General features: G+C 37.6%; 24 protein-coding genes. 9 read left to right on the forward strand and 15 right to left on the reverse strand.

The window, feature by feature from the left end:
- Positions 1 to 328 precede the first annotated feature (328 nt).
- Positions 329 to 2,968 carry a hypothetical protein gene (locus tag CXF71_RS14220; protein ID WP_101233616.1) on the forward strand — a complete coding sequence of 880 codons (2,640 nt, stop codon included), beginning with the start codon at positions 329 to 331 and terminating at the stop codon, positions 2,966 to 2,968.
- Positions 2,969 to 3,213: 245 nt separating this feature from the next.
- Here CXF71_RS14220 and CXF71_RS14225 read toward each other — a convergent pair whose 3' ends face one another.
- Positions 3,214 to 4,326, reverse strand: a complete 1,113-nt coding sequence (locus CXF71_RS14225; RefSeq protein ID WP_101233617.1) for an efflux RND transporter periplasmic adaptor subunit — start codon at positions 4,324 to 4,326, stop codon at positions 3,214 to 3,216.
- A gap of 90 nt (positions 4,327 to 4,416) precedes the next feature.
- On the reverse strand, positions 4,417 to 7,482 hold the full coding sequence (locus CXF71_RS14230) for an efflux RND transporter permease subunit (RefSeq protein WP_101233618.1): 3,066 nt from the start codon (positions 7,480 to 7,482) through the stop codon (positions 4,417 to 4,419).
- Between the two features lie 569 nt (positions 7,483 to 8,051).
- On the opposite strand from CXF71_RS14230, the gene CXF71_RS14235 reads away from it, so the two are divergent.
- Both CXF71_RS14235 and CXF71_RS14240 read left to right on the forward strand, forming a co-directional pair.
- Positions 8,052 to 8,321: a hypothetical protein gene (locus CXF71_RS14235; RefSeq protein WP_101233619.1), complete on the forward strand. Its 270-nt coding sequence runs from the start codon at positions 8,052 to 8,054 to the stop codon at positions 8,319 to 8,321.
- A gap of 127 nt (positions 8,322 to 8,448) precedes the next feature.
- On the forward strand, positions 8,449 to 9,159 hold the full coding sequence (locus tag CXF71_RS14240) for a DUF4097 family beta strand repeat-containing protein (protein WP_101233620.1): 711 nt from the start codon (positions 8,449 to 8,451) through the stop codon (positions 9,157 to 9,159).
- Between the two features lie 502 nt (positions 9,160 to 9,661).
- Here CXF71_RS14240 and CXF71_RS14245 read toward each other — a convergent pair.
- From CXF71_RS14245 to CXF71_RS14255, 3 genes are all read right to left on the reverse strand, one after another.
- A complete protein-coding gene (locus CXF71_RS14245) occupies positions 9,662 to 10,144 on the reverse strand; it encodes an FKBP-type peptidyl-prolyl cis-trans isomerase (RefSeq protein WP_101233621.1) in 483 nt (160 codons plus the stop codon).
- A 290-nt stretch (positions 10,145 to 10,434) separates the two neighbouring features.
- Entirely contained in the window at positions 10,435 to 10,785 is a 351-nt protein-coding gene (locus CXF71_RS14250; RefSeq protein WP_232771487.1) for a helix-turn-helix domain-containing protein, read from the reverse strand.
- 94 nt (positions 10,786 to 10,879) lie between these two features.
- On the reverse strand, positions 10,880 to 11,692 hold the full coding sequence (locus tag CXF71_RS14255; protein WP_101233622.1) for a sulfite exporter TauE/SafE family protein: 813 nt from the start codon (positions 11,690 to 11,692) through the stop codon (positions 10,880 to 10,882).
- A 302-nt stretch (positions 11,693 to 11,994) separates the two neighbouring features.
- On the opposite strand from CXF71_RS14255, the gene CXF71_RS14260 reads away from it, so the two are divergent.
- Both CXF71_RS14260 and CXF71_RS14265 read left to right on the forward strand, forming a co-directional pair.
- On the forward strand, positions 11,995 to 12,984 hold the full coding sequence (locus tag CXF71_RS14260; protein WP_101233623.1) for a DUF1852 domain-containing protein: 990 nt from the start codon (positions 11,995 to 11,997) through the stop codon (positions 12,982 to 12,984).
- A 54-nt stretch (positions 12,985 to 13,038) separates the two neighbouring features.
- Positions 13,039 to 14,082, forward strand: a complete 1,044-nt coding sequence (locus CXF71_RS14265) for a methionine synthase (protein ID WP_101233624.1) — start codon at positions 13,039 to 13,041, stop codon at positions 14,080 to 14,082.
- A gap of 317 nt (positions 14,083 to 14,399) precedes the next feature.
- Here the strand turns inward: CXF71_RS14265 and CXF71_RS14270 are convergent, their stop codons facing one another.
- The 4 genes from CXF71_RS14270 to CXF71_RS14285 form a co-directional block, all read right to left on the reverse strand.
- Positions 14,400 to 15,479 (reverse strand): tetratricopeptide repeat protein, encoded by a 1,080-nt coding sequence (locus CXF71_RS14270; RefSeq protein ID WP_101233625.1) that lies wholly within the window; start codon positions 15,477 to 15,479, stop codon positions 14,400 to 14,402.
- 310 nt (positions 15,480 to 15,789) lie between these two features.
- Positions 15,790 to 16,257, reverse strand: a complete 468-nt coding sequence (locus tag CXF71_RS14275; RefSeq protein ID WP_198559890.1) for a YybH family protein — start codon at positions 16,255 to 16,257, stop codon at positions 15,790 to 15,792.
- Positions 16,258 to 16,317: 60 nt separating this feature from the next.
- On the reverse strand, positions 16,318 to 17,244 hold the full coding sequence (locus CXF71_RS14280; RefSeq protein WP_101233626.1) for a copper resistance D family protein: 927 nt from the start codon (positions 17,242 to 17,244) through the stop codon (positions 16,318 to 16,320).
- Between the two features lie 15 nt (positions 17,245 to 17,259).
- Complete coding sequence (locus CXF71_RS14285) at positions 17,260 to 17,607, reverse strand: copper resistance CopC family protein (protein ID WP_101233627.1); 348 nt, start codon at positions 17,605 to 17,607, stop codon at positions 17,260 to 17,262.
- Positions 17,608 to 18,281: 674 nt separating this feature from the next.
- Here CXF71_RS14285 and CXF71_RS14290 point away from each other — a divergent pair.
- Positions 18,282 to 19,211 carry an AEC family transporter gene (locus tag CXF71_RS14290; protein WP_101233628.1) on the forward strand — a complete coding sequence of 310 codons (930 nt, stop codon included), beginning with the start codon at positions 18,282 to 18,284 and terminating at the stop codon, positions 19,209 to 19,211.
- 486 nt (positions 19,212 to 19,697) lie between these two features.
- A complete protein-coding gene (locus CXF71_RS14295) occupies positions 19,698 to 20,333 on the forward strand; it encodes a sulfotransferase (protein ID WP_101233629.1) in 636 nt (211 codons plus the stop codon).
- Between the two features lie 147 nt (positions 20,334 to 20,480).
- On the opposite strand, the gene CXF71_RS14300 is transcribed toward CXF71_RS14295, so the two are convergent.
- A complete protein-coding gene (locus CXF71_RS14300) occupies positions 20,481 to 21,476 on the reverse strand; it encodes a HEAT repeat domain-containing protein (protein WP_101233630.1) in 996 nt (331 codons plus the stop codon).
- 562 nt (positions 21,477 to 22,038) lie between these two features.
- Complete coding sequence (locus tag CXF71_RS14305) at positions 22,039 to 22,311, reverse strand: DUF4242 domain-containing protein (protein ID WP_101233631.1); 273 nt, start codon at positions 22,309 to 22,311, stop codon at positions 22,039 to 22,041.
- 213 nt (positions 22,312 to 22,524) lie between these two features.
- On the opposite strand from CXF71_RS14305, the gene CXF71_RS14310 reads away from it, so the two are divergent.
- Together CXF71_RS14310 and CXF71_RS14315 are read left to right on the forward strand one after the other, a co-directional pair.
- Complete coding sequence (locus CXF71_RS14310; protein ID WP_101233632.1) at positions 22,525 to 22,773, forward strand: type II toxin-antitoxin system Phd/YefM family antitoxin; 249 nt, start codon at positions 22,525 to 22,527, stop codon at positions 22,771 to 22,773.
- Complete coding sequence (locus CXF71_RS14315) at positions 22,763 to 23,050, forward strand: type II toxin-antitoxin system RelE family toxin (protein WP_101228821.1); 288 nt, start codon at positions 22,763 to 22,765, stop codon at positions 23,048 to 23,050. The genes CXF71_RS14310 and CXF71_RS14315 overlap by 11 nt, the downstream gene beginning before the upstream one ends.
- 114 nt (positions 23,051 to 23,164) lie before the next feature.
- On the opposite strand, the gene CXF71_RS14320 is transcribed toward CXF71_RS14315, so the two are convergent.
- The 4 genes from CXF71_RS14320 to CXF71_RS14335 form a co-directional block, all read right to left on the reverse strand.
- Positions 23,165 to 23,545 (reverse strand): hypothetical protein, encoded by a 381-nt coding sequence (locus tag CXF71_RS14320; RefSeq protein WP_101233633.1) that lies wholly within the window; start codon positions 23,543 to 23,545, stop codon positions 23,165 to 23,167.
- Between the two features lie 132 nt (positions 23,546 to 23,677).
- Entirely contained in the window at positions 23,678 to 23,983 is a 306-nt protein-coding gene (locus tag CXF71_RS14325) for a hypothetical protein (protein WP_157826769.1), read from the reverse strand.
- A gap of 135 nt (positions 23,984 to 24,118) precedes the next feature.
- Positions 24,119 to 24,988, reverse strand: coding sequence for a hypothetical protein (locus CXF71_RS14330; RefSeq protein WP_101233635.1), 870 nt, complete (start codon positions 24,986 to 24,988; stop codon positions 24,119 to 24,121).
- 304 nt (positions 24,989 to 25,292) lie between these two features.
- Positions 25,293 to 26,273, reverse strand: a complete 981-nt coding sequence (locus CXF71_RS14335; RefSeq protein ID WP_101233636.1) for a transposase — start codon at positions 26,271 to 26,273, stop codon at positions 25,293 to 25,295.
- Positions 26,274 to 26,381: the final 108 nt, after the last annotated feature.

Raw genomic sequence — 26,381 nt, forward strand, 5'->3', positions numbered from 1 at the left:
ACTTGAGTTAATTAAATAATTCGTTTGTTCGCTGAGGTGCTAATAAATAAAAAAATGGATACAGTCTATGCTTTCAGCTAGTTAACGTCATGCCAGTGACAAATGAATTAAATTTAGCCTGCCTAATTAGTACTGGCAAAAATCACATCAAAATCAATGTAACCTACTGTTTTATTATAGTTTATAGTCATACCCTATCGTGTTCTTCTTCGCGAGTTTATTGATATTTACTGCAATTATGTAACATGCAGTTACTTATCAGACTTGAATGTATACAATATACCTATATAGTGTATTCCATCTTTTAACACTCATTTTCAGGTTAAGTATGAACTTAAAACCAACGTTGTTATCACTGGTTATAGCCAGCGCGATTTTATCTGGCTGTAATAGCACCACAGAAACATCTCCTACTCTTTCTAAAGCAAGCTATGCAGAGTTAACCATACCGCAAGGCTCATTAATTCCCGTATCAAAGACAATACCTCATCCGTCTGAAATGAACGTTGATATTACTACCAGTGGCCGCGTGACAACGCTAAATAGTATCGAAGTTGTTAAGGTGGGTAAAAATATCCCTTATACCTACAGTTCTGGCAGGGTAAATAATACCCCTGGTTTTGACTGGTACGTAAGTAAACATTTTGCCCTTAAAAGTAATAGACCAGAAGATCAGGTTGTCTTGTATATGGAGCTATTAGAAAGCTCATTTCCGCATTACATTGAATTATTTGGCATGACACCACCAGATTTAGAAAATAAACGCATGGCGGCCGTGTACGGTTCAAGTAAAAGTGAAACGAAAATATTTGTTACCGACGATAATTTAACGCGAGGTATCAGCGCGGGTGGCGAAGCCATGTTCTACAACCTTGTGGGTTATAGTTTCCCGAGTGCGCGCGAGCAACATCAACGATACATTGTTGTGCATGAACAAGGGCATGTCTTTCAAATGTCGTTAATGGATTACCCTGGTTGGTTGCCTACTTGGTTTACCGAAGGTACCGCAGATGCCTTGGCTCATCATTATTACGATCCTGAGAAAAAACAATTAAAAGTGATGGTATTTGATCGCGCATCATCGATGGATTATATACGCCTAGGTTTAAAACAATATGAAGCGCTAAATAGTCCAAAAATTGAGGATATGACCAATAACCCGCAACTTTATCGTGGGATTAATTTTCTCATTGTTCACTTTATGTTGGACGATGCAGATAGATCTCATAAATTTAAAGCCTACCGTGATGAAATGGCCACCATGCGTCAATCTGATTATGGTGATGGCAAAGCATTGTCACACCAGTTGATGATGGATATTTTTGGCGATTGGAATAAAGTTGAAGCAGAGTTTGCTGAGTTTGTTGCCAGTATTGATAAAACTTTTAATGCTGCTGCCGGACCTTGGGAGCAGGACGGTAATAAACTATGGGTACGGGTATTAAATAATAGTTATGAACATGGTGCTCCTCGTATGGATGTTCGATTAAAGCCGGGACAACAGCCATTTTATAACGCATTTAAATTTGACCAACCTTTACCAGAAATGTCGTCTTTGGTTACTAAACCTGCCCGTGGTGTTGACAACCCAACGTTATCACTAGCGATTGACTACTTGCCTGATCATTTACACCGTGGTCATGCAGGTATTGGTTTAGGTCTGAAAATCAGCGAAGAAAACCAAAAAAGATTAACGGCCGACAAAAAAGTAGGCACATTTAAACAAAAATCTTATAAACCTGATGAAGATGAACTCCTGCAAATAAAAATTGTGAAGGGTAATACCCTTGTTATCAATGCAGAGTCTTTAGGTGGCGAAGGTATTAGTTACTCTTTACCTGTAGCAATGATTGCTGACTTAGAGTCACAGAAAAAACCTAAGTTAGGTTTGTCGGTTACCATTAATGATGATCATTTATTCATGGTACTTAACTCTGAAAACAGTACATATAAAGAGAAATTTTCAATATCAACTGCGATACGAACAAAGCTGCTAGATAGAAATATGGCGATACTGGCTGAAAATGCCGAGCATAGACTAACCGCGTTTTTTGACGAAGGCAGAGATCTTAATCCTGTGCCTAGAGACTTAACGACAAATCTGGAAGTTAATCCCTGGGCAAACCCTGCAGATCGCGCTATTAGTCGTTTATTTAGAGCAATGTGGCGCTTGGGTGACAAGGTGCCTAATGAATTAACTACTATGTATGAATTTATGGTGGCAGCAACGCCAAAAGATCGTGCAACGCAATTAGCCTCGTTAGATAAACTTAATAGCGCCAGCGCAAGTTTAGTTGCTGCTATTGTTAATTCAGGTGCTAGTAAAGATAAAATTAACCATGCCTTAAAAGAGCTTTCAGGTTTACACCTTCGCTTAGAATGGCGACAAGAAAAAGCAAATGGTGAGCAAGTAATTTCAGCCGTCTTGCGTAATCAAGGTGCTTCCGTTGCGAATGCAAAAATCACAGTGACTCAACAAGGGAATAAAGCATTAAGTAAAGAGCTAGTGTTAGCAAGTGGCGATAAAACAATGCAAGACTTAGTGACTACAGCGACGACTCGAGCAAGTAAACAAGCGATAAATGCCAAAGCCGTTATTGAGTGGCAAGGGCAGTGCATTGAGTTAACTGAGCAACAAGGTGCACGAGTATACCCTTGGTCATCAATGGCAATTGTCGATGAAGCAAAAGTGACTGATAACCAAGTATCAATTACCAGTGAATTTAGAGGACCACATGCGGGGACAACTAAAGGTAAAATAATGGTGCAAGCCTACCCTTCTGATATCTATGAAAGCTCATATTTTGAAGAAGAAGTTACCATGGCGCCGTACGAGATCCGCCAGTTTACTAACAAGTTCACGCTAAAGTCAGGCGCAGTAGCTAAACCTAGTGCGATTGATGTTACCTTTGAATTGGTGATTGATGGTGAGCCAGTATTGATCACCCAAAGATCAACGGTTAAATAAAAAGCGTACAACCTCAGTATTTGCTAGCTCCTCTCTTTATATCAATACAGAGGAGCTAGTTATCAAACATGGCATGAACTAGGTAAAAATATAACTAGGATGCCCTTTATTCAAATAGTGTTGGCTGCCCTAGTGTTTACCTTTAAATTTTCTCTGACCCCATGTATTGGTCTCTGGCTGCTAAAAGACAACCTGTGTGTCGTTAGTTGATTGCGCTTTATTTCATTATAAAACAACGGCATAGCTTACTGAACAAGCACGCTTTGTCCTTCTTTTAACCTTTCAGCACCACGAATGGCAACTTTATCACCACGTTGTAAATCACCTAAAATAGTTACTCTATCCAACGTACCTTTACCCACTTTCACTAACAAACGATGTGCTTTGTTTTCATCATCAACTTTAACAACAAAAATGCCCTCTTTACGTAAAATCAACGCATCTCGGTGAATAGTTAAACTAGGGTGTGCACCTTGAATTGGCACGGTAACTTTGACTAATTGACCTGCTGTCCAAAACTCATTTAAGTGTTCAGGTATCTGGATTCTTACTTCAAATGTTTGAGAGCGAGGATCGGTATTAGGGATCACTGACGTTACTTTGGTTGATATTTTTTGACCTATTGCTTGCAAATTCAGCTCAAGACCTTTGCGAACATACGTTAAATATTTAACGGGTACATATAAACGCACTTCTAAATGTTTAGTATCAAGCAGCTTTAATAAAACATCACTACGACTGATATCGGTACCTGCACGAACAACACGCTCAGTCACCACTCCGTCAAAAGGTGCTTTTACTGTTGCTCTTTGTAATTGATCTTCAATTTGTTGTAATTTTAAATTCGCAATTTCACTATCAGCTTGTGCTAATTCATACTGTGATTTGGTTTGATCTAATTGAAATTGTGAGGTTGAATTGGTCTTTTTTAATTTCTGTAAACGCTTTAATTCATTATTAAAATACTGCGAGTTAATACTAGCGCGTTTAATTTGTGCTTTTTGCTCAGCCTGCTTTAACTGTAATGGCAATAAATCCATTTTAGCTAACACATCACCTTTTGCTACCATCACACCAGGTTCTTGTAGCCATTCTAATCGCCCATTAACACTTGCCGTTATATTTACATAGGAACGACTATGTACTGTTCCCATTAAATCGGCCGTTGCCGCTAGCGAAATTTCAGTCACTGTATCTACTTCCACAGGGCTTGGCGGTGCATCAGCAGCATACGATAGCTGACTTGCAAATAGTACGCAGACAACCGAAGTAATCACACTGCTTTTAAACGTATCTTTCCATAAGCTTTTAAAGGGTTTTGTTGAGATAGTTTTTTTCAAAGTCATTGTTTTTAACATAATTTGCTCCTAGCCACGCTTTAAACTAATGCTGGCTTGTAATGATGGTTTTGCTTGTGCTGCAACGTGTAAATCTTCAACGTTATTATTTTAAGTGTTCTTATCATTCAATGCTTTTTCACCTAGCCTTAATAGACTTGGAAATAACACCAAGGTGAAAATTGCACTGATGAACATGCCACCAACAATCACAGTGGCAAGACCTCGGTATATTTCACTACCAACACCCGGCATTAGCATTAATGGCAACATGCCAAACAAACTCGTTAATGTGCTCATATATACCGGTCTGGCGCGGATACGAATCGCTTGAGCTACCGCATCTGTTCTTGATAAACCTTCCCTTTCAGCCTGTCTCGTTTGATCAACAATTAAGATGGCATTATTGACTACTAATCCAAGCAAAATGATAAAACCAATCATGGTTAATAAATCTAAAGACTGATAGGTCACTAAATTCAATAAATTTAAACCAACAACACCACCAGCAACAGCTAATGGCATAACCAATAACACTAATAAACTATCTTTAGGTGATTTAAATAATGCCGTCATTAACAAAAAGAGGATAACTAATGCCAAAGCAAAGTTTTTAATCATATCGTTAATTGCTGCGGACATTTTATTTGCATTACCACTAAGCTGAATGGACGCTTCAAGAGGCAATTTTTCATTCATTTTAGGAATAACTTTTTCATTAATTGCAGCTAAAGCCTCTTCCAAAGACATGGTAGCTGGGGGGGATATTTGAATACTAATAGTTCTTTTCCCATCAACACGTCTTAGGCTTGTTGGCCCTGCGGTTCTTGAAAGAGATGTTAATTCTCCTATGGTTTGGATACCTGCTAGAGGTGAATGAATTGGCAAAGCAGCTAACTCATCAGGTGTCTGCCATTGTTCACCTCGCAAAATAACATTTACTCTGTCATTACCATCAAAATATTCGCCAATAAATAAACCACTGGTATAGGCACGAATGGCATTAGCGACATCATGACGCGTTAAGCCCGCTTGTGTTATTCGTTGATCATTAGGCACTAGTTTTAGTTCAGGCTCAGATAAACTCAATCCTGGGTTTGGAAATGCCGTAGTATTAGGCATTGCTTCATTAATTGCATCAATTCCTACTTGTGCGACAGACATTAAGCTCTCAATATCAGGCCCTTGCACGTTAAGCTCTACCGTTCGACCATTGCCACCACCTGACACGTTAATCATTGATCCTCTGAACAAGAAAACTTGCGTATCAGGAAGTCCACCTAAAACATCAGTTCGAATGACTTCCATCAACTCTTCTACATGGCTTGGGTCGGCAGAATAGATAAAGCCGCCTGTGGCCCCTGAGCCAAAAGAGTAAAAATTATAGCTTTTTATTTTCGGTAATTTCTCACCTGAGAGATAAGGGGCTAATCGGTCTTTTACTAACGATGCCATTTCTTTTTCAATAAAATCAACATTACCACCTGGCGGCATATTTAAGCTGAAAAAGAAGCCATCGATCGGTGCACGAGGCATAAAGTCAGTTTTGGGTATCAATAAAGTGATAGCTAAAATAGACCCACCCAACAACAACGAAATCCAACTAAGCCGTTTAGTTTGAGTACTTGTTAAGCGCATGACTAAACGGGTTAATTTTTCCCAGTAATGTGAAAACGGATCAATGTCATTTTGGGACTTAAGCCAATACTGGCTAGCAATAGGTAAAATAGTAACAGCGGTAACTAGTGAGGCTATTACAGCAATAGAAAGTGTCAGAGCTAAATCAGAGAACAACTGACCTTCAATACCAGCCATAAATAGAATAGGTAAAAATATGGCGACACTCGTGGCTGTAGAAGCAAACAATGCACCAGTAACTTGCAACGCACCGCGCATAACGGCTTTTTTGCCATCCATGCCCAAACCGCGCAGCCGCACTATATTTTCTTGCACTATGATGGCGGCATCTAACACCAAGCCAACAGAAAAAGCCAAGCCTGCTAATGAGATAACATTTAAACTACGATCAAAAATGGCAAGTGCAACAAAGGCAACCATTAACGAGATAGGAATAGTTATCGCTATGATGAAAATACTTTTCCAACCCCGTAAAAATAACCAAAGAATGATTAACGCTAACACTATGCCTAAACCAAGATTATTCTGTACTAACTTCAATGCATTACGAATATGTACTGATGCATCAAAGCTTAACTCAATAACTAAACCTGCTTCTTTCATCGGTCCTTCATTAAGCTCTTTAATGGCAATATTAATTTCATCAAGTAACGCTACCGTATTAGCATCATTTTGGCGTTTCAAAGTGAAATAATAGGAAGGCTGCCCGTTTCGCATATTAAAACCAAAGCGATCCACCAGCGTATTCTCAACTGTGGCGATATCTTTTAAATAGATAGGGCGATCACCACTGTAGCCGATAATCATTTCAGTTAAGTTAGTGACATCGTATTGCCCTGAAAATCGCACTGTGTATTGTCGTCTGCCAACATTTGCAACACCAGCCGACACATCATTAGCGCGTGAAATTGTTGAACTGATATCTGACAGTGATAAACCTAATGAAGCGGTTCGAAGTGGATCAAATGTGATTCTCAATTCTCTAGGACGATGGCTTTGTAAATTAACTTGTCCCATGCCAGGAATACGAGAAAATCGAGGACGAACGACATCTTCAATCAGCTTTTGATATTGTCCTAAATCATGTGCTGGATTACTGGGCAGTGTTTTAATCATTAAAGAAGCGGTATTCGGACCACCTCTGCCACCGCCAGCAGATACAATTGGATCCATGGCATCAAGGGGTATAGGTGGTGCTTGGTTAAGATTATTAATAACATCAAGCATGGCTTTTTGCATATCAGCACCCACATCAAACGTGAGAGTTATATTGCCAAAACCACGTTGAATATTGGTAGTAACCTTAGTCACACCTTGGGTATTCTTAACCACATTTTCGATCGGCTCAATGATTACCGATTCCATCTCTGAAGGTGCAGCACTTGGCCAACCAGTAGAAATATTAATTTGTGGCTGTTCAATGTCAGGTGTCAATTGAATAGGTAGTTTGAAAACACTCATTAATCCAAACACCATGACCAAAACAACAATGACAATAACAGCAGCAGGATTTTTTAAAGCGGCACGGGTTAAGTTCATTTCCCATCCAAATAGTAATTAATTGCAGAATTTAAAGCATTATTAACATAAAGATGTCTAGCCTTAAGAAAGAGTAGATAAGATACATTTATTTTGCGACGAAATGTAACATTGAAATAAAACGTTACAAATAGAAAGGGTTTACCGGGGCTAGCTATTCGTAATGACAAACATCCGAACGCTCATTTGTTTGGTGCCTCCAGCATAAACTTGAGTTTTTTCCTGCTGGCGTCGCGGTGGCGACTACACAAAAAGGGGAACGACCGCTCTCATCTTTTACCATTTTGGTGGGCAGTTATTGATTTAATTGGCACTAAAGAGCAATTAAGCCTTATCACGTGTGTCCACTTACCGTATTAATGGACAGTACCGGACGGTAAATGTGTCCGTTCGTACACTCCTCCCTCCAAACTAAAAACAAATACAAATAAAAACAACGAATTAAAGATGATTTTCATCTGGCATGTTCATTGCCCTAGCTACATTGAATGATTAAAAATGCGTACAGTCAGGCTGAAAGCATTCCGCCAATTATAATCAGCAACAGTTTCAAAATATGGAGATAAGCAATGAAGTTATTGAATAATATGAAAGTTTTAACTAGCGTTATAAGCGTTACTTGTGCAACGATTTTGTCATTAGGCTATGTGAGTAATGCAGTAGCTGCTAAGAATCACTTAGTAGAACTTGGTTCAAATAAAATGATAAGTCTAGATTTACAATCAGGTGCTGACATTAATATCAAAGTTTGGGACAAGCAAAAAGTAGAAATTAAATACGATGATACGCCTCAAAATTTGGACAACTACAAAATAATACCAATTACATTAATTAAGTGACCTATTTTATACGTAGGAAAAAGTGATAAGTTCAAGGCATTTATTTAACTAACTAGTTGTTCTAATTATTAAATAAATAACGCAGTAATTATTACTTTTAACAAATAGAAATGATCACTTAGTTTGTGTGATTGGTATAAGTATTGATGAAAACAAGTCCGGTTTAAAAATCTCATCAAAAGCACTACAAAGCGGTGATATGAGTCTTTCATTTGATTTAAAAGTACCGCAGTACACCCAACTCTGCTTGGCCTCAAACGGTGGTAACATAAGAGTATCCGGTTTGAGTGGCGGCTTGAAAGTTTGTAATGCTTCTTCGTATTACAATAATGGTTCAGTCGTTATTAACTCCAAAGGTGGCAGCGTGCAAGTAACGAGTGCACCTGAAGGCGTAAATGTTAAAACTGGTGGCGGCAATATCAATATTCAGGACGCTACCAAATATGTTGTTGCCGAAACTGGCGGTGGCTCTATCGACATTCAGTTAGATAGTGGCGAGGTGAGCGCACGCACTAATGCGGGTGATATCGAAGTCAAAATTTCAAATGAGACAATACAATCAGGAAACATCGAACTAATAACAGGATTGGGTGACGTATGGCTTTATTTACCTAAAAATTATTCAATGAATCTAGAAGTAGAGATTGCTTATACGGCTGATACGAATGGTGATTATAAAGTAGATTCTGACTTTCCTTTACCGTTATCAACAAGCGATAAAAAAACATCTTCAGGAACACCAAAAAAATTCTTACATGGTGAAACTATGCTAAATGATGGACAACATAGTGTGAAAATTAAAACCACCAACGGCAACGTATATATTCGTGAAATATAAATGTCCTAAGGGATAAAGTTATTCAACTGTTCAGGTCAAATAGCATAAGTTTATTGTTATTATTACTCTCTTTTTTTTAAACACCTCAAGCTAAGAAGTCAATATTCCTTGCTTGAGGTGCAGATAATCGACACCATAATTAATCAATGATTGAATAAAGCTCATAGATAAAAAAAACACCAAACCTGCTTGAACAACGCTTTGTAGTGCATAACGCTAATGTATGTACCTTCTTAGGCAATGCAGACGTCACATGGATGTGACTTATAAGAAAATGCACGATACATATTCTCCTAATGCCCGTGCTACGCCTTTACTTTAAAGAGCCTCAAAATACTTGAGTGAATTGAAGAAGTCCTTTGTTGGCCGCTCCGATGATTTCAAAGGGGAAGCAACAGTGTAGGCAGTCTCCCTCTTTATTTTGGGTGTCGTCGCCACCGCGACAAATCAATTAAATTTACGCTGACCCCTTTATTTAAATGAGCCCATTTATTTCAACTGACTAGTCCTGACAACGTGCATCAACAAGTGTGATTTCCGAAATAAGTATACTATTAGGCGCAACGGATCCTGGTGAACCTCTGCTGCCATAGGCTAAATGGGGCGGTATATAAAGCTCCCAGGTTTCACCCACCTTCATCATAGGTACGCCTTCACGCCAGCCTTTAACCATTTTAGATAGCAGAAACTTATCAGGGTTACCTCGTTGATAGCTACTATCGATGGTTTTTTTCGATTTGGCTGACAACATTTTATAGTGCACAGTCACTTTATAATCAGGATCAGGTTTACAACCAGAACTTTGCGCTAAAATTTTGTACTGCAACCCCGAATCAGTAGCAACCACGCCCTCTCGTTTAAGGTTCCTGCTTAACCAATATGCATTGATTTCTTCGGGACTATACATACTCCCAGAATTATTTGAACTGGCGCAACCAACCATCAAACTACAAGCAAAACTGACGAACAACGTGCGTATTAACATCTTTTTACTCTCAACTAATAAGTAGGGGACTTTATGATTTATGGCATTAGGTCTGGCTTTGAAAAGATATTTTTCACATTACTATCACTAATATGGTAACTGATTTTATAGCTAAATTTTAGTAAAGTCATGGTATTAACGTTATCAATTTATTTTAACCAATACACTATTGTTTAAATTGGATAACCATCTCGCCATTTATTTAGAGGGGGGATTTATTCAAAGCATTTTTTGTTTATTTTCAAGTAGTAAGTTTCGGTATACTGTTGGACTAGAGCCCACTATTTTTTTTAAAAAGCGGTATTGAATGTCGATTTTGAATTGAAACCAACATCAAAGGCAATGCTAGTAACTAACTTGTCGCTATCCTGTAAAGCCTTCTTCGCTTCTTCGACTCGAAAGTTATTAACAAATTGGAAAAATTTAGTATGAAGAAATTGAGAGAGTGTTTCTGAAATGTGATTTTCGCTTTCAGAAATGGATTCAGAAAGCTTGTTTAGCGATAGGTTATCTTGCAAGAACAACTTGTCTTCATTCATTGCACCTTCCAGTTTTGACGCAATCAATTGCATTTTTTCAGCGCTAAGTAACGCTGCGCGACTACACGAAAAGGGGAAATACTGCTGCGTCCCCCTTTTCAATTCGCAGAGCTACTGCTCAGTGAAAACATAAAGTAGTCTATGAAAAGCGGCAGTATTCACCATCAGAAAAATATTGTCCTGATGGCCGGCTCCTTTAATTAATAATCATGTTTGCAGCCATAGCTAACAATAACGCCGCGAATATTTTTTTGATCAAAGGAACGGGTAAAGAATGTGTCGCTTTAGCCCCTAACGGCGCGGTAAACCAAGAAGTGCAAACAATACCAAATAAAGCAGGCAAATAGACGAAGCCAGCAAACCCATCTTCTAAAGCAAAATGAGTACTACCTGAGCTGATGTAACCTATCGAACCAAATAATGCGATAACAATACCGCAAGCAGAGGCACATCCTATGGCTTTTTTCATATCGAGTGAGAAAAACGTTAACAAAGGTACTAAGAGTGCACCACCACCAATACCTATCATGGCAGACAACCCGCCAGTGATCGTAGTAAAAACGGTTAACAGTCCTTTATTTGGCATTGCTCGATCTGGATCAGCGTCACTTTTAGTGCTGCTGTAAAACATCTTCACCGCAATGAGTACCACAGTCACGGCAAACACGATGCGAACAACTTGCTCTGGTAATAGTGCTGCTATAAAACCACTGATAAGCGCGCCAAGGGCAACGCCCGTCATTATCCAAGGGGCAAGGTTCCAGGGTACATTACCATTTTTATGATGCGCTATTGCGGAAGACGTTGAGGTGAATAATATCGACGCTAATGAGGTTGCAATGGCAACAATAACCACCTGCTCAGTTGGTAAAACATCAAAGTGAAGTAAAAGACTGCTCAGCACTGGCACAATAACTAATCCTCCGCCAATGCCTAACAGTCCTGCCAAAAAACCTACACCACTGCCGAGTAACGCGCAGTACATAATCAACAATATTAATTCACTCATTCAATTCACTTCTTTAGATAATCTAGGGTTATTTACTACATAACTACTGTTATGTTCGCATCAGGCTAATTAATATAACTGAAAAACACCCAAATATTCAATTAGATAGGACATGAATATTTCTCATGTACTATGTGAAATAAATGCGCTTTTCAACATGCATCGATCCAAGTATAAATCCTACTCAGCGATTAATTCTCGACAATATTACAATTGATTCTTAGTTAGGTTATAGGCACAAATCAAATAAGACTGTGAAGATTACTGATTAAGAACATTAGAAAATAGGATACCGGATCATTATGAATACAGACTTTACCTTTACTATTAAGAGCATTTGTCTCGATGAAAATTATCACCCATCAGACAAGACACGTATCACGACCAACTTTGCTAACTTGGCGAGAGGAAGCTACCGTCAAGCGAACTTACGCAACGCTTTAAAAATGATTGATAATAGTTTTAATGCCTTAGCGCATTGGGATAATCCCAAAGGAGACCGTTATTCTGTTGAACTTGAAATAATTTCTGTTGATATGGATATTGAAGACAACGGTCAGGCCTTCCCCTCGATTGAAATATTGAAAACCAATATTGTAGATCATCACACGAACAAGCGCATTGAAGGCATTGTAGGGAATAATTTCTCCTCTTATGTACGAGATTATGATTTTAGTGTCTTACTGCAGGCTCATAATAAAGACCAGCCAAAATTTAGCATTCCAGATAACTTTGGCGAACTGCATGGCAAACTCTTTCAGTCCTTTGTCAATTCAACTGTTTATAAACAAAACTTTAATAAAACACCGGTTATATGTCTCAGTGTTTCTGATACTAAGACCTATCATCGAACTGAAAATCAGCATCCGGTATTGGGTGTTGAATACCAACCAAATGAATCTTCTTTAACTGAGCAATATTTCAAAAAAATGGGCTTGCAGGTACGTTATTTCATGCCGCCAAACAGTGTTGCGCCTTTGGCTTTCTATTTCTTTGGTGATTTACTTAATGATTACACTAGCCTTGAGTTGATAAGCACTATTAGCACAATGGAAACTTTTCAAAAAATATACCGACCTGAGATTTATAATGCGAATGCTGTTGCAGGAAAATATTATCAACCCAATTTAAAGAACCTAGATCACTCATTAACTCAAATTGTTTACGACCGAGAAGAGCGTGGCCAATTAGCAACTGAGCAGGCTAAATTTACTGAGGAACACTTCATTAAACCGCACCAAACAGTGCTTGAGCAATGGTCTGCTAGTTACGTTAATTGTTACGCTCAATAGCGACATTAAATAGCTAGGTTCCAAAGTTAACCCCAATTTACGGCATCATTTATTATGAAAACTAATATCCTTAAAGCACTACTACCTACTTCAACTGCTGGCAGTTTACCTAAACCGGCTTGGCTTGCAGAGCCTGAAACACTTTGGTCACCTTGGAAATTGCAAGGTGATGAATTAACGCAAGGCAAACACCATGCATTACGTTTGTCATTGCAAGACCAACAACAAGCAGGTATTGATATAGTCAGCGATGGTGAGCAAACCCGCCAACATTTCGTCACTACCTTTCTTGAGCACCTCAACGGCGTTGACTTTGAAAAGCGTAAAACCGTTAAAATTCGTGACCGTTATGAGGCAAGTGTACCAACGGTAGTTGGCCCTGTTAGTCGCCAAAAACCTGTTTTTGTTGAAGACGCCAAGTTTTTACGTCAGCAAACCAAGCAACCGATTAAATGGGCCCTGCCTGGTCCCATGACCATGATAGATACGCTTTATGATGACCATTATAAAAGTCGCGAAAAACTCGCCTGGGAATTCGCCAAAATTCTCAATCAAGAAGCCAAAGAATTAGAAGCGGCTGGTGTTGATATTATCCAATTTGATGAGCCTGCATTTAATGTGTTTTTTGATGAGGTAAATGATTGGGGCATTGCTTGTTTAGAAAGAGCTATTGAAGGACTTAACTGTGAAACTGCAGTGCATATTTGTTATGGCTATGGCATCAAAGCTAACACAGATTGGAAAAAAACACTGGGATCAGAGTGGCGACAATATGAAGAAGCTTTCCCCAAACTGCAAAAATCTACTATCGATATTATCTCACTAGAATGTCACAACTCTCATGTGCCAATGGAGTTACTTGAACTTATTCGCGGTAAAAAAGTGATGGTCGGCGCTATTGATGTAGCAAGCAATACTATTGAGACACCTGAAGAAGTAGCAGATACCTTGCGAAAAGCACTTAAGTTTGTCGATGCCGATAAACTCTATCCTTGCACCAACTGTGGCATGGCACCTTTATCTCACGAAGTGGCAAGAGGAAAGCTGAATGCCTTAAGTGCAGGCGCAGATATCGTGCGAAGAGAACTCTCAGCTTAGGCTTGTTATCTGCCTTCAATTTCAACTAACGTACACAATGATCTCTGCCGCTGAGATCGGAATGGGAGTGTTTGACACAGCCACATAACCTAGCAGATGTCATCCCCGTGGTTACTTAGTCGGGGAGCTAGTTCTTAGTGACATAGATTCCGTACAAGACACTTACGGAATGACGAATCTTAAAAAGAGACCAGCGTCGAGGGATTCCAAAGGGGAGAAGAAAGAGTGGAGACAGCCTCCCCTTTCTTCTGAGTGTCATCGACACAGGGAAAAATGAATTAAATCTACTCTGACCGTATTTGATTTTACCACTGTTACTATTTTACTCGTAAGTTAGTGCCTGACTCCTTTAACCCACGATAAAACTCTTCAATACTGCAACTTTCTTCTAATTCACAAATCACTTGATATTTCTCAATGGCTGGCTGATAACCTTGCAAAGCAGCCTGAAAAAACCAATAAGCAGCCGTTTGAACATCGCGTGCTTCTTCTTTACCGTTGAAAGTTAAGTAGAGCTCAGCCAAGTTTGTTTGGCCAGGTGCATAACCTAGATCTGCTGAACGTTTCAGTAGCTCAAAAGCTCTATCGTATCTATTATCAATATAAGTGCCTTTAAGAAGTGCCAGCCCTCGAGTGTTTTCATACTTACCCGGAATAAAGAACCATTTTTCTTTTGCTACTGTCGGGTTTGTCACGGCATGACCATCAATCATGTAAACGGCGGTATTTCCACCGATAAAAGCAAATTCAGGTCGCACTACCCGATAAATAAAACCTTGGTCAAATAAGCTATTTAATTCCACGGATGAATAGTTCTGCCGTTGTTTTTCGAAATAATCAAAATTTGTACTTTGACCAAACAGAACGGCATCGTGCAACGATTTTTTTAATGGGTAAAAGTAATTACCATAAGTAAGTGACACTGTGCCGCCAGTGATATCTACAATTTTGGCAACACGGTAGTTGTGGAGCGGACGTCTTTCTCCAGCGCTTTTTCGATAGTCTAGATAATAAAAATCATTAACTTTAGGGGCATCAATATACACTTGGCTTTGACGGTGTTTTTCTTGTTCTTCAGAGAAGTAATAACTTAACAGCAGCATGATGATAATGCTGCCAGTAAAAGTGCTCAGCAAGCGTAACTTGTTGAAAATTGCCAACGTGAAGTTAGAAAAAATCAGTTTTAGATCCGAAGTGTTACCAGTCACTTCTGCAAGGTTATGACATTGTAAACACTGTAGTCGTGTATCTCGTTTTATCGGGAAAATAGGCAAGTATTCAAAAAAATAGAAGCTGTAAGTAATCACCGAATTAACGCGATGCTTTTTACTGCCACAACAAGGGCAAAGCAACTTGTCTGTTATGCCTAAACTCACTGTCGACTCGCGATAATCCATTATCAAAACCTATTATTAATTAATATTTTTTTATTGCTGCTATTTTTATAACACTTGAATATAAAACAAACAAGCAGTAGTACTAATAGCTTCGTAGTATGTGTTTGCTTATCTGCTAAGTTTCCTAATGGCGAGCAACTCTTGTTGGTACCCCAACATAAGATTGACCTTGATTCCCTGTATGGCGTCGCGGTAGCGTCGACCCAACAGAGGCGTTACACGCCACTTAGATTAAGTCGCGTGTAATAACGCACTAAATCTGCAGTTGTTCTAAGCTCTTTTGCTAGCTGTGTAACTTGCATTTTCACGCTTAGTTTGACCAATGGATATGAATTATTTTCCAATCACCATTTTGATTTTCTAATACCATGGTTTCCATGCTTTGATAGTCGCGTTCTTTGCCTTTAAAAACGCCTTTGGTATGACTACGAGAGGTTGATATCGCCGTATTACCAATGATTTTAACTTGATGCTCTAACGTTTCAGATGTCATGTCAGCAAGGTACTTCATGTCTGATAACATATGATGATGGGCATATTGGTCAGCACTTCTTTCAACATTACCACCTTCAAATATCATTACGTTATCGGCAAGTGCCGCTCGTGCTTGTTCTTTATCTCCTGATTTTAGTGCATTATGAAAAGAAGTAATCACCTGAGCCGCAGGTGTATCTAAGCCAGTCATCATTGCTTTATCTTGATGTTTTTGTTCGTTTGCCAATACTGTCGAACTTAGTGAAAATGAAACAAGAAATAGTAAAGCTGTTAATTTAGTCATGGGTGTACTCTTTATTTATGATTAGTTATATTTAGTTATATTTAGTTATATTTAGTCATTTTAATAGGTTCCCACTGGCCCCATTGTGCTCGTGAGAATAGAGGTAATGACAAGTATTGAGCCAGCTAAAATTGTCTCAATGTTTATAGATTGGTAAAGCGCATCTCGTCCTTCGTTTTTGTTTAAAATCGGCACTAATCTCAATTTGTGTTTTGCCGCTATAGCCAAAATGCCAACGACTAAAAGTATTTTTATTAGTATCGTTTGACCATAAATAGTAGTAAATAAAGCCTGCCACGAGCCAAGCAAAAGATATGCTAACCCAGAGCCTGCAACTAGGAGAATAGGCACAAATACAGTCGCTTGCTTACCAAATTTATCCATGACCAAATACAGTTCTGGATATGATAAATTTTTGCATGCTTTTTTCAGAGGATATAAAGAGCCAAACCACCAAGCCATAATCAATATATGGAACATGATAAGTAATTTGGCAAATGCGTCTAATTCTGCAACATGTCCAACCAATGTGAAAGAATACGCGATAAACATTAAACTACCCGCTCTAACAGCAAATATAATCACTTGCTTTTGGCTGCTATGTTTAGACTTTTCACTATTAAGCTGACTCGGGAGAAATAGAAGAACAACTAACAGCGTCATTGCTGATAACCTAATATTGAGCACATCTCCAATAGAAGACTCAAACATCATTTCAATCATCATTGGATCTAACATCCCAACTATTCCGTCTTCTGCCATCAGCCCAACATTAGCAAAGAACCAAATCAATACTGCGAATAAAGATGCAATAGAAAGAATTTTAGTGACTTTCAACACACCACTTTCACAGTGAAACTGGCTATCATCCACTTGCTGCTTAGCATGATTACTGATTGAAAATGCATAGCCGACTATTATCGAAAATCCACAATAAAACGTGAGTTTTGAGAGTACGATTAAGCTATTCCAGATATACATTTCCATTATATTTTCCTGACGTTAATGCACCATAAAACCAAATTTCCCTTTCATTTTGTGTCCGTCAGCGCCCATAATCGTCCATTCAACACGGTAATTTGACGGAATTAATTTAGGTAATGCCCAACTAAATTCGGCTGCACTGTCTTTGTTAAGTTTAAAGCCAAAATCAACCTCATTATCCTTACTATCTTTTAATATAACTTTTACTACACGCACCTCTTTTGTAAAAGTTAAGACAAGTGATTCCGGTGATTGCATCAACATTGCATTGTCTTTTGGTATCGAAATGTTTAACCCCACATGTGCAAATGCAAGTGAACTTACAGTAAAGCTAAGTATTATTAGTAGTTTGATTATCTTTTTCATCTTTATCTCTTATTTATTGGCCGTTTGGCGATTAACGTTGTTTTTAAAAATTTCTTATCCATTCGTAATAAATTCTAACTCAGAAACAGTGATAGTTTATAGCTTTCATATTTGGCATTCACATGACTAACTGACGAACCATCTCATTTTCGACGCGCTGAATCAATGCAATGTAACGTGGATGTAGATGCAAAGGCTCGAAAACAAGGCTTAACTCGATAAGTGTACGCCCGTTAATTAAAAAATTATTCTCAATTGACGCGGCTAGATAATCGATTAGCTTATCGTTATTTAACTGGCCCTAGCCAATTGCGAAATCTGCCAGTAATTAAAACCCATAAAGCTTTTTGGTTTTTCAAGTAAGATTCTTCAGTAATACCTTTGCTGTGATAGCTTACCTACACAGTTTTTTTTTGAGCTTTTCTGTATATCGCAGCCAACAGCGCACTGGTTATAATTAATGGCCTAAATGTTTGTGGTAATGCAACTGGTTTATTGGTATAAAATTACGAGCTAAATACATAAGACATTATAACAGGTTGAATTTCAACTGTATTTTTATGCGTACCCCATATTTCCCTATCCAGTATTTTTGCAATGTAATAATCTGTTAGAAGCAAACATTCATCGGTGGTGCATGAACAAATACAAATTACTTTTTTTTAGGATAATTAATGACACTTTTTTTCATTATATTAATTAAAATATTCCCACTGTATATAAACGTAATGTTAGGTTTTTTATCTTCAAAATTTTTACATGTTCAAAGAGAATCAATAGCCGCTTTGCTGATTTATATTTTGGGTCCTATTGTGGTTTTTTCAGCAGCCATCACTGTAAAAATTGATTTTGCAGTTGCAATTTTACCGATATTTTTGTATGTATTTTGTTCGATTTTAGCTTTTGCTTCACTTTTTATTTGGAGAAAATCCTGGGATAATCCCACGGGAAATATTTTAGCCTTCAGTGCAGGAACAGGAAACACAGGATATTTTGGTATTCCCTTGGCAATTATATTGTTTCCACCCAGCTTGGCAGACATTTATATTTTTGTCGTTATGGCATCTCTTTTATATGAAAGTAGCACAGGTTTTTATGTCACTGCAAAGGGAAATTTTAGCGTGAAACAATCGCTAAAAAAAATATCTAGACTACCAATACTTTATGCGTTTATCTTAGGAATTACTTGTAATTTGGCAGGCTTGAAAATACCAGAAGAAATCAGTGCTTATACTGCGCAGTTCAAAGGTGCATACGGAATACTGGGAATGATGATGTTGGGCATGGGACTATTGGGTTTAAAAAGCAATCCGGATAACTTTGATAAAAAATTCATAAGCATCACATTCATCATCAAATTTGTCTTTTGGCCACTTGCGATGTTGGGATTTATTTATGTCGATAAAACATATTTGCACTTTTTAAATGAAGATTTATACAAAGTACTTTTTTTATTCTCTATTGTACCACTGGCGGGCAATACGGTTACTTTGGCTGTATTACTTAATGCCAAACCTGAAAAAGCCAGTTTAGCCGTATTTTTGTCTACCGTGGTTTCTATAATCTTCATTCCGCTAGCTATCTATTTATACGGCGGTTTTTGAGTTGGACACAATATCAAGATACTTTTAATTTGGAGTAAAAAAATAATATATTACTTTATAATCCTTTGGGTCTTCCAGAAATGAGAACGCCAATAAGGGTTATCCAATCTTGAAATAATCAACAGCGGAAGATAAAAATTGGATATATCATTAAAAATAGTAATGACCAGCTTCATGATTAAAGCAAACACTCGAAGGCGCTATAGAAGTATGAATTTCATGTCAGCTGTATGGCATTAAAGTTGACCTTCACATTCGAGGAAGGTTAACGTCAGGAATGCGCACTTTGTTCGTATTTCGCGCTAGCTAACAAAAATCCAAGTTAAGTGATTATGGTAATCGTCACTATTGCCACAAAACGTTTCTAATTTTTATGTCAATTATCACCAATATTATGCTTGTGTATTACCTATTTTTTGATATTTAGCTCTACCTGTTGAGTACATGCGATTATAATGGCGACTTTTTCAATACGAGTAGTATCAGATGTCTAAAATATTTATTATTGGCTTGCCTAGAACGGGCACTACCAGTATTAGTGTTGCACTATTAGAACTAGGCTTAGCTGTAGCTCATACTGCGTTTACCAAGCGTACGTTTGAAGTAGCTGATGCGATATCTGATTCCCCCTGTTTTAGCGATTATCAACAGTTAGATGGTTTATTTCCCAAGGCTAAATTTATCTACTTAACAAGGGACATGGATAAATGGCTCCCTTCGATTACCATGTTACTTGAAAAAATGGCGCCTCATTTAGCACTGAAAACCGGGCGATTCAATCCCATTTTAAAACGCAGTTTTCATGATACATTCTCTGTCGAATTACCTTTAAACCATCATGAATTAAGCGATTGCTATCAGCGTCATCAGCAAAGGGTTTATTCGTATTTTGAAGGGAGAGATAACTTATTGACGATAGATATAAGTGAGCAAGGTAGTTTACTGAAAATGAAACAGTTTTTAGAAATGGAAGAGCAAGGAAGTATAGATTTCCCTAAACTTAATGTTGGACGCAATGTAGCTAACTGGAAAGACTATAAACACCCCAATAAAATCAGCTCTAACTTAGCTGGCGTAGATCATAGAAAATACTTTGATTTTTATTACGAAGCTAGCAAGTAAGACGCTGCTATGTCACAGCGCTATGTGGTTCCAAGGGGCCTTTGGCGTGGAACGCCCCTTGGGTGTCGTCGCCACTGCGACAACTTATTTAAAGTGTACTTGACCCCATTTATTATGGTTGGCCTGATAAATTAGGAAAATAGCGTATTAACGATAAAGCGATAGGATGCTTTTATTCCATTTTGCTTCTTTATCAGGTTTAGCTATTTTTGAAACTCTTTCCCACTCAGCGTCTACTATTGCTTTAGCTTCCGGTGTATTAATATCAGCTAACGCTTTTAAAGACATTGCCCTGTCTTGCCATATTTTAGCGCTAGTAAATATTTTATTCAGACGAGTTACTTCAGATTCGGCGTCTAATAAACCTAATGACGAAATTGCTGCTAATCTCACATAGTCATCTCTGTGGTCTAAGTAATTTATTATATAAGGAATAGCTGATTTATTATTACTGAAACCAAGTTGATAAACTTTGAAGTAGCGCGTTGTATCATCTGTTTTATCGTTGTTTATTTCATCGACTAAAGTCTTTATAGCTTGATCAGAGATTTTATTATTATCTAATCGTTGTGTGATGCGAGTTGCTAGGTCTTGAACGACTAAGCTGACAGGTTGGTTATAGGTATTTTCAACAATACCATCTTCTGTAATATACCAAATAGGTACTTTTGCACGTTTAACAAAACTTACAATGCGTTGCTTTTCGCCATTTACCCATAAATCACCAGCAAACTGTGTCAGAGTAATTAAAGGGGTAAAACCGTTTGTACGATGATTGATAATTTTAAAGTTAACCACATCAAGTTTAAAGTTTTCTTGGCCTTCAGAGGTAAATTTAACATCAGAGCCACGGTTTACTAACTCTGCAGCTAACGCTGTTTTTAACTCTTCAACTTCATTGATGTTTTTACCGTCAATTAAGATATTAAATTTTAGTGTACCTTCGCTGAATTTAGACTCTTTTGCTCGTTTATCTAGCACAGAAATTGAATGAGATTCACTCGATTTATTTTCATACTTTAAGTCTGATACTTCTGGTCTAGCTATTTCCATATTAAATGTAGGAGCAGCACAACTAGCAAGCATGGTAGCTGCTAAAGAGGCTAAGATAATTGTTCTTATTGTTTTACTCAGGTTCATCATTTATTCCTTTATGATTTTTATATTTTAAATTATTTTAGATTTTAATCAGTCTCTAAGTGGAAACTTAAAGCTTTGTTCAAATAAAATAACCGGAAGATAATACATAAACGACAATATATAACCAAGGTATTGTTTTAACTAATTTATAAAACGGAATAGCATCAAGTTTTTATGGGGTTACATTTCATTACTGGACGTCATTTTTGACATAACTGCAAAAATGCCACTTTCTCTATTTTTTTTTACAACGTTGAGTGACTGTCCTCGTTAATTCATTACAAAATTGAGATTTATGCACTGAGATGGGATTGGAAGATTTTGGATGCTCTGTTTTATCAAACTATTAGTAGAGCTTTTTACTCGTTATAAATGACACAAGATCAACAAACTCCAGTCTGCTTGAACAAACGCTGAAACGAATGAAAGTGTTCACGTATGTTCATCATGGATGATGAACAAAGCGATGTAGGATCATGACGGTACAGGATGTACCTTATTAGACAATGCAGGAGCAAAAACCAACTTTTTTTTGTCCTGCTTTATTGCCTTGTTAGTTTTGCCTTTACTCAGATGTTGTTGGATCAATGATGTTCCTAACTTCCGAGATAGAGTTAGCAGGAAAACCGCCCATATCTGCATGTTTTTGAACAGATGCTTTATCTGGTGCAATATATACACAATAGATTTTATTATCTGTAACATAACTATGAACCCATTGAACCTTCGGCCCAAGTTCTTCTAAAACACTACATGATTTCTGTGAAATTCCTTTTAAGTCATCTGATGATAACTTACCCGCACCTTCAATTTCTCTTTCTATTACATATTTTGGCATTATTAATCTCCTTCTACTTATAGAGATATAACTATAGTTGAAGGCGATATTTATAGGCAAACTAACGCCCCAATAAGGGGCTAAGTAATAGTTGGTTAAAATAAGCGACGCAGGAGCAAAAACCAACTGTTATTTGTCCTTTTGAGTGACTTGTTAAGTTTCGTTGTTTATACTAGCCTTAATTAAAGACCACTTTAACGTACTGAGTAAAGCATGACAACTAGAATATTAACTGAAGCAGCTGCAAGTATTAGTGAGCTTAAAGCAAACCCTATGAAGGTCGCATTGAGTGCTCACGGAGAAGCTATTGCTATATTGAATAGAAATGAACCTGCATTTTATTGCATACCAGCAGAGACTTATGAGTTCATGATGGATCATATTGAAGATTTAGAGTTACTTGCAATTGTTGCACAACGCAAAAACGAAGCAAGTATAAAGGTTAGCTTAAATGACCTATGATTTAGAATTTAAAAAGTCTGCACTTAAAGAGTGGAAAAAGTTAGGTGCGACAATTCAATCACAGTTTAAGAAAAAATTAACCGATGTTTTAAGCAACCCACATATTGAAAGCGCTAAGCTATCTGGCGGTAACGAATTATATAAAATAAAACTTAGGCAAGCGGGTTATCGGTTAGTTTACGAAGTAAATGATAGTGTAGTTACGGTCACCGTGATCTCGGTTGGAAAACGCGATAAAGGAAAAGTATATAAGGCGGCAATGGATCGCATCAACTAGAGAAACTTAACGCCGTTTTAATCGGCAAATTGCAGTTGGCTAAAAATAAGTGAGGCACGAACAAAAAGCCAACTGTAATTTGTCCGACTTGAAAACCCTTGTTAGGTGCAAAATTTAATATTGCCCTTTTAACCACCTTTTTGCTGTAAGCTTTTCAAGCTTTCTTCTGTATTTCTTAGGTGAAAACTCTTCAGTATTTCCCTTCATAACATCAAAAATATCTTCGGTGATTATTGCTCCAATTGCATGAATGGCATCATGCCGCTTCAGTCCTTGCCTTGTAAGCTTTGCAATAGTTTCAGGTATTAAATCAACCTCCATAGCTAATTGATTCTCAACTATCACATGTATTGATGAATGTAGTTGTAAACCATCTTCGGTTAATTCAAGATCTAATCTTGAGTGGAAATCATGAACCAAGTCAATTCGAGTATCTTCATCTAATGCTAACCAGCTTTCGGAGTCTACTGCTTTATTGGGATTATATGTATCCATTGTTGCCTCGAATGCATGAGTTGACTTTGCACCTAACGATCTAATAATGGGCAAAAAATTGTTGGCTAAAATTGTGTAGCGAAGCGAAACGTAGCCAACTGTTACGTGTCCTGTTGATTTACTTGTTATATTTTAGCAACTTAATTGATATTCTGACCAGTATAAAGTATTGCCTATTAGAACTACACTACCCGATACAATAAAGCTTAGAGGACCTATAAGTGCCAATGCAACAACACATCCTCCAAAGTCGCCATCATCACACATTTCCATGTCTTCCATTTCGGTCACTTTCAAAGTTAACTTGTTAGTGAAAGGTTCCCGTTTACAATAAGGCTGTTTAGTTGCTATTGATGGTTGATATGCACAACCTGTAATACATAAAGAAATTAAAGAACCAATTAATACTTGTTTGAAACTCATACAATCAACATCCATGTAAAATATAACGCCCGTTTAATGGGCAAATAATAGTTGGTTAAAATTAGCGACGAAGGAGCAAAAGCCAACTGTTTTTTGTCCTTGTTTAACAGCTTGTTAGGCATTTTTACAATGTTCTCAACTCTGATGGAACTAGTGCAATTTTTTTTTTGAAAAATCCAATTCGACAATAAACTTATTAAAGAAATCACTGCCCAACAAGCCATCTTTTGTGAACCTTGGATCTATTGGGTAGAGTAATATATTGGTCACAAAGTTATAGCCAGCGATATTTACCTTAGAAGTAAATAATTCACACTTTACATCAGGCCCTAAGTTGAAAGCACAATCAGTTAACGGCTCTTTAACATTTACCTTATTAACCGAGAATATTGAGCTTGTTGCCCCAGTATCCAGAACCATCTGATAGTTAGCAATAGGGCTACTCATTTGGATAGTAATACCTTCATCACTTAGCACATAAGGTTTAAACTTATGATTATTTTTAGATGCAACAGTGCCCGTTTTATTACTTATTATTAGTTTTTTATTAGCGTAATTAATAACAATTGTTTTATCTGCGAAAAAACCCTGACCTACAACTATTTGTTGGTTATCTTCCATACCTTCGGGCTTATCACCAATAGACGTTGCCCAAGGATTTAGCTCATATCCTGTTATATTTTCGAATGTCATACACTCAATTGCTAGCATTGGAATAATAAACTCTTTAGCTGAAAAAATTTCACCTGAAATATTAGTACTTTTAGAGGTTTCACCGGTGAATTTTACACCTGAGATGCTGGTAACATCTGAAATTGGTAAATGTATGCCTGCTGTTGAACCGAGATCAAGTAATACAAAATTACTCTGGCCATTGATTATTAGCTCAATTGTAGGTAATCCGTACTGATCAAAGGCAATTGGTACTTCTATGCTGTTACACTTATTTTCGTGAGAAAATACGTTTGTTGAAAAAAGTAATCCCGAAAAAAATAATAGTACAAACTTCCAAAATGTCATTTTAATTTCCATAGTGTGATACACGGTGATGAATGCCTAACGCTTATATTAAACGGCAAAGTAACATTGGCTATAATCGCGAAGCTATTTTAACTATGCCACCCATGATAAGTTCAGGCAATAACGGCGCGCTGAAACTTGCATTATTTGTTGTATCCTCATCGAATAAAAAGGTATTTTTCAAATCCCCATACATCTACAAAAAACTAACAGTAAATATGGTAAAAATAATCGGATTTCAAATACACTCCCCCCATCACTACAGTAGCAACTTGTTTATACAAATTAAGATTAATAAGTTGGGCTATGCGCTATTTAAGCAGGCATGCGCATTGGCTATACCATGAGCTCGCTGCAAACCCACATGTTCACTAAATTCACATAAGTGCTCAGCGGTGCCAACAGCGCCAGTAAAGATACCTTCAAAATCAGTGGTGAGTTTTAACCAGCTTTCATCGCTAATGTGCAGCCTTGCTAAGATGCTTTCTGCTTTAGCGCTAATAGCGCCACGTTTATCCTCACGGAGGATCCGTCCTGTTTCATCAACGAGGGTTAAATAGTCTTTTAAGCTAAAGCTGATACCTAATTTTTTGTGTTGACGTTCATTGCCGGTAAAAGCTAATAGCGATTGTGGCTGTGTACCTTTTATCGCGGCCTTGATACGTAATTGAATACTAGTGAAATCTGACTGCTCTGGTGTATCAGCAACCCTTGCTCGTACAGGGTTTAAATCAACATAAGCCATACACGATAATAAAGCACCTTCATCAAGCAGTGCTTGAGATTTAAATCTCCCTTCCCAAAAATGACCGGTACATTTATCTTCTTTGTTGGCTTGTCGCGCTATTGGCTCATTCAGTGAACGCATAAACCAACTGATATCGGTTAGTCGTTTTTTATAAATATCTGCTGAGCTTTCAACCATGGCTAATTGAAACTTATCAAGGGGTTGTTTGTTATGATATTGCCGGGTGAGATAGGTGCCTTTGAACAACTGATGCCAACGCTTAAGTACTTCATCAGTAGACCAATTTTTTACTTGTTCACTGTCAACATGCAGCACCAGGTGTAAGTGATTATGCATCACCGCATGGGCGCAAATATCAATAGAAAACACTCGAGCTAATTGAAAAATACGCTTTTCAATCCATGCACGTCTATGTTCAAAGCTGACACCTGTTTCTTTATCTACCCCACACAAAAACGCCTTTCGTACCGTGCGACTGCAAATGTGATAATAAGGAGTGTCGAGTAAACTAATTTGCTGTGAACGAGGTTTAGGCATAAGAATAACCGCACTTAACTATGATAAATTAAGTGTAGGTTATTGACGTAAATATGGGGAAGTTATTATGGGTGGCCTGATAATTTGCGATTAAAAAATATAACGCCC

Source organism: Colwellia sp. 12G3 (assembly GCF_002836775.1).
In the GTDB taxonomy this organism is placed as follows: domain Bacteria; phylum Pseudomonadota; class Gammaproteobacteria; order Enterobacterales; family Alteromonadaceae; genus Colwellia.

Excerpts from the sequence above, each read along its gene's own strand:
- CXF71_RS14220 (WP_101233616.1), top strand. The coding sequence starts at position 329 with ATGAACTTAAAACCAACGTTGTTATCACTGGTTATAGCCAGCGCGATT.
- CXF71_RS14225 (WP_101233617.1), bottom strand. The coding sequence starts at position 4,326 with ATGTTAAAAACAATGACTTTGAAAAAAACTATCTCAACAAAACCCTTT.
- CXF71_RS14230 (WP_101233618.1), bottom strand. The coding sequence starts at position 7,482 with ATGAACTTAACCCGTGCCGCTTTAAAAAATCCTGCTGCTGTTATTGTC.
- CXF71_RS14235 (WP_101233619.1), top strand. The coding sequence starts at position 8,052 with ATGAAGTTATTGAATAATATGAAAGTTTTAACTAGCGTTATAAGCGTT.
- CXF71_RS14245 (WP_101233621.1), bottom strand. The coding sequence starts at position 10,144 with ATGTTAATACGCACGTTGTTCGTCAGTTTTGCTTGTAGTTTGATGGTT.
- CXF71_RS14255 (WP_101233622.1), bottom strand. The coding sequence starts at position 11,692 with ATGAGTGAATTAATATTGTTGATTATGTACTGCGCGTTACTCGGCAGT.
- CXF71_RS14260 (WP_101233623.1), top strand. The coding sequence starts at position 11,995 with ATGAATACAGACTTTACCTTTACTATTAAGAGCATTTGTCTCGATGAA.
- CXF71_RS14265 (WP_101233624.1), top strand. The coding sequence starts at position 13,039 with ATGAAAACTAATATCCTTAAAGCACTACTACCTACTTCAACTGCTGGC.
- CXF71_RS14270 (WP_101233625.1), bottom strand. The coding sequence starts at position 15,479 with ATGGATTATCGCGAGTCGACAGTGAGTTTAGGCATAACAGACAAGTTG.
- CXF71_RS14275 (WP_198559890.1), bottom strand. The coding sequence starts at position 16,257 with ATGACTAAATTAACAGCTTTACTATTTCTTGTTTCATTTTCACTAAGT.
- CXF71_RS14280 (WP_101233626.1), bottom strand. The coding sequence starts at position 17,244 with ATGGAAATGTATATCTGGAATAGCTTAATCGTACTCTCAAAACTCACG.
- CXF71_RS14285 (WP_101233627.1), bottom strand. The coding sequence starts at position 17,607 with ATGAAAAAGATAATCAAACTACTAATAATACTTAGCTTTACTGTAAGT.
- CXF71_RS14290 (WP_101233628.1), top strand. The coding sequence starts at position 18,282 with ATGACACTTTTTTTCATTATATTAATTAAAATATTCCCACTGTATATA.
- CXF71_RS14295 (WP_101233629.1), top strand. The coding sequence starts at position 19,698 with ATGTCTAAAATATTTATTATTGGCTTGCCTAGAACGGGCACTACCAGT.
- CXF71_RS14300 (WP_101233630.1), bottom strand. The coding sequence starts at position 21,476 with ATGATGAACCTGAGTAAAACAATAAGAACAATTATCTTAGCCTCTTTA.
- CXF71_RS14305 (WP_101233631.1), bottom strand. The coding sequence starts at position 22,311 with ATGCCAAAATATGTAATAGAAAGAGAAATTGAAGGTGCGGGTAAGTTA.
- CXF71_RS14310 (WP_101233632.1), top strand. The coding sequence starts at position 22,525 with ATGACAACTAGAATATTAACTGAAGCAGCTGCAAGTATTAGTGAGCTT.
- CXF71_RS14315 (WP_101228821.1), top strand. The coding sequence starts at position 22,763 with ATGACCTATGATTTAGAATTTAAAAAGTCTGCACTTAAAGAGTGGAAA.
- CXF71_RS14320 (WP_101233633.1), bottom strand. The coding sequence starts at position 23,545 with ATGGATACATATAATCCCAATAAAGCAGTAGACTCCGAAAGCTGGTTA.
- CXF71_RS14325 (WP_157826769.1), bottom strand. The coding sequence starts at position 23,983 with ATGGATGTTGATTGTATGAGTTTCAAACAAGTATTAATTGGTTCTTTA.
- CXF71_RS14330 (WP_101233635.1), bottom strand. The coding sequence starts at position 24,988 with ATGACATTTTGGAAGTTTGTACTATTATTTTTTTCGGGATTACTTTTT.
- CXF71_RS14335 (WP_101233636.1), bottom strand. The coding sequence starts at position 26,273 with ATGCCTAAACCTCGTTCACAGCAAATTAGTTTACTCGACACTCCTTAT.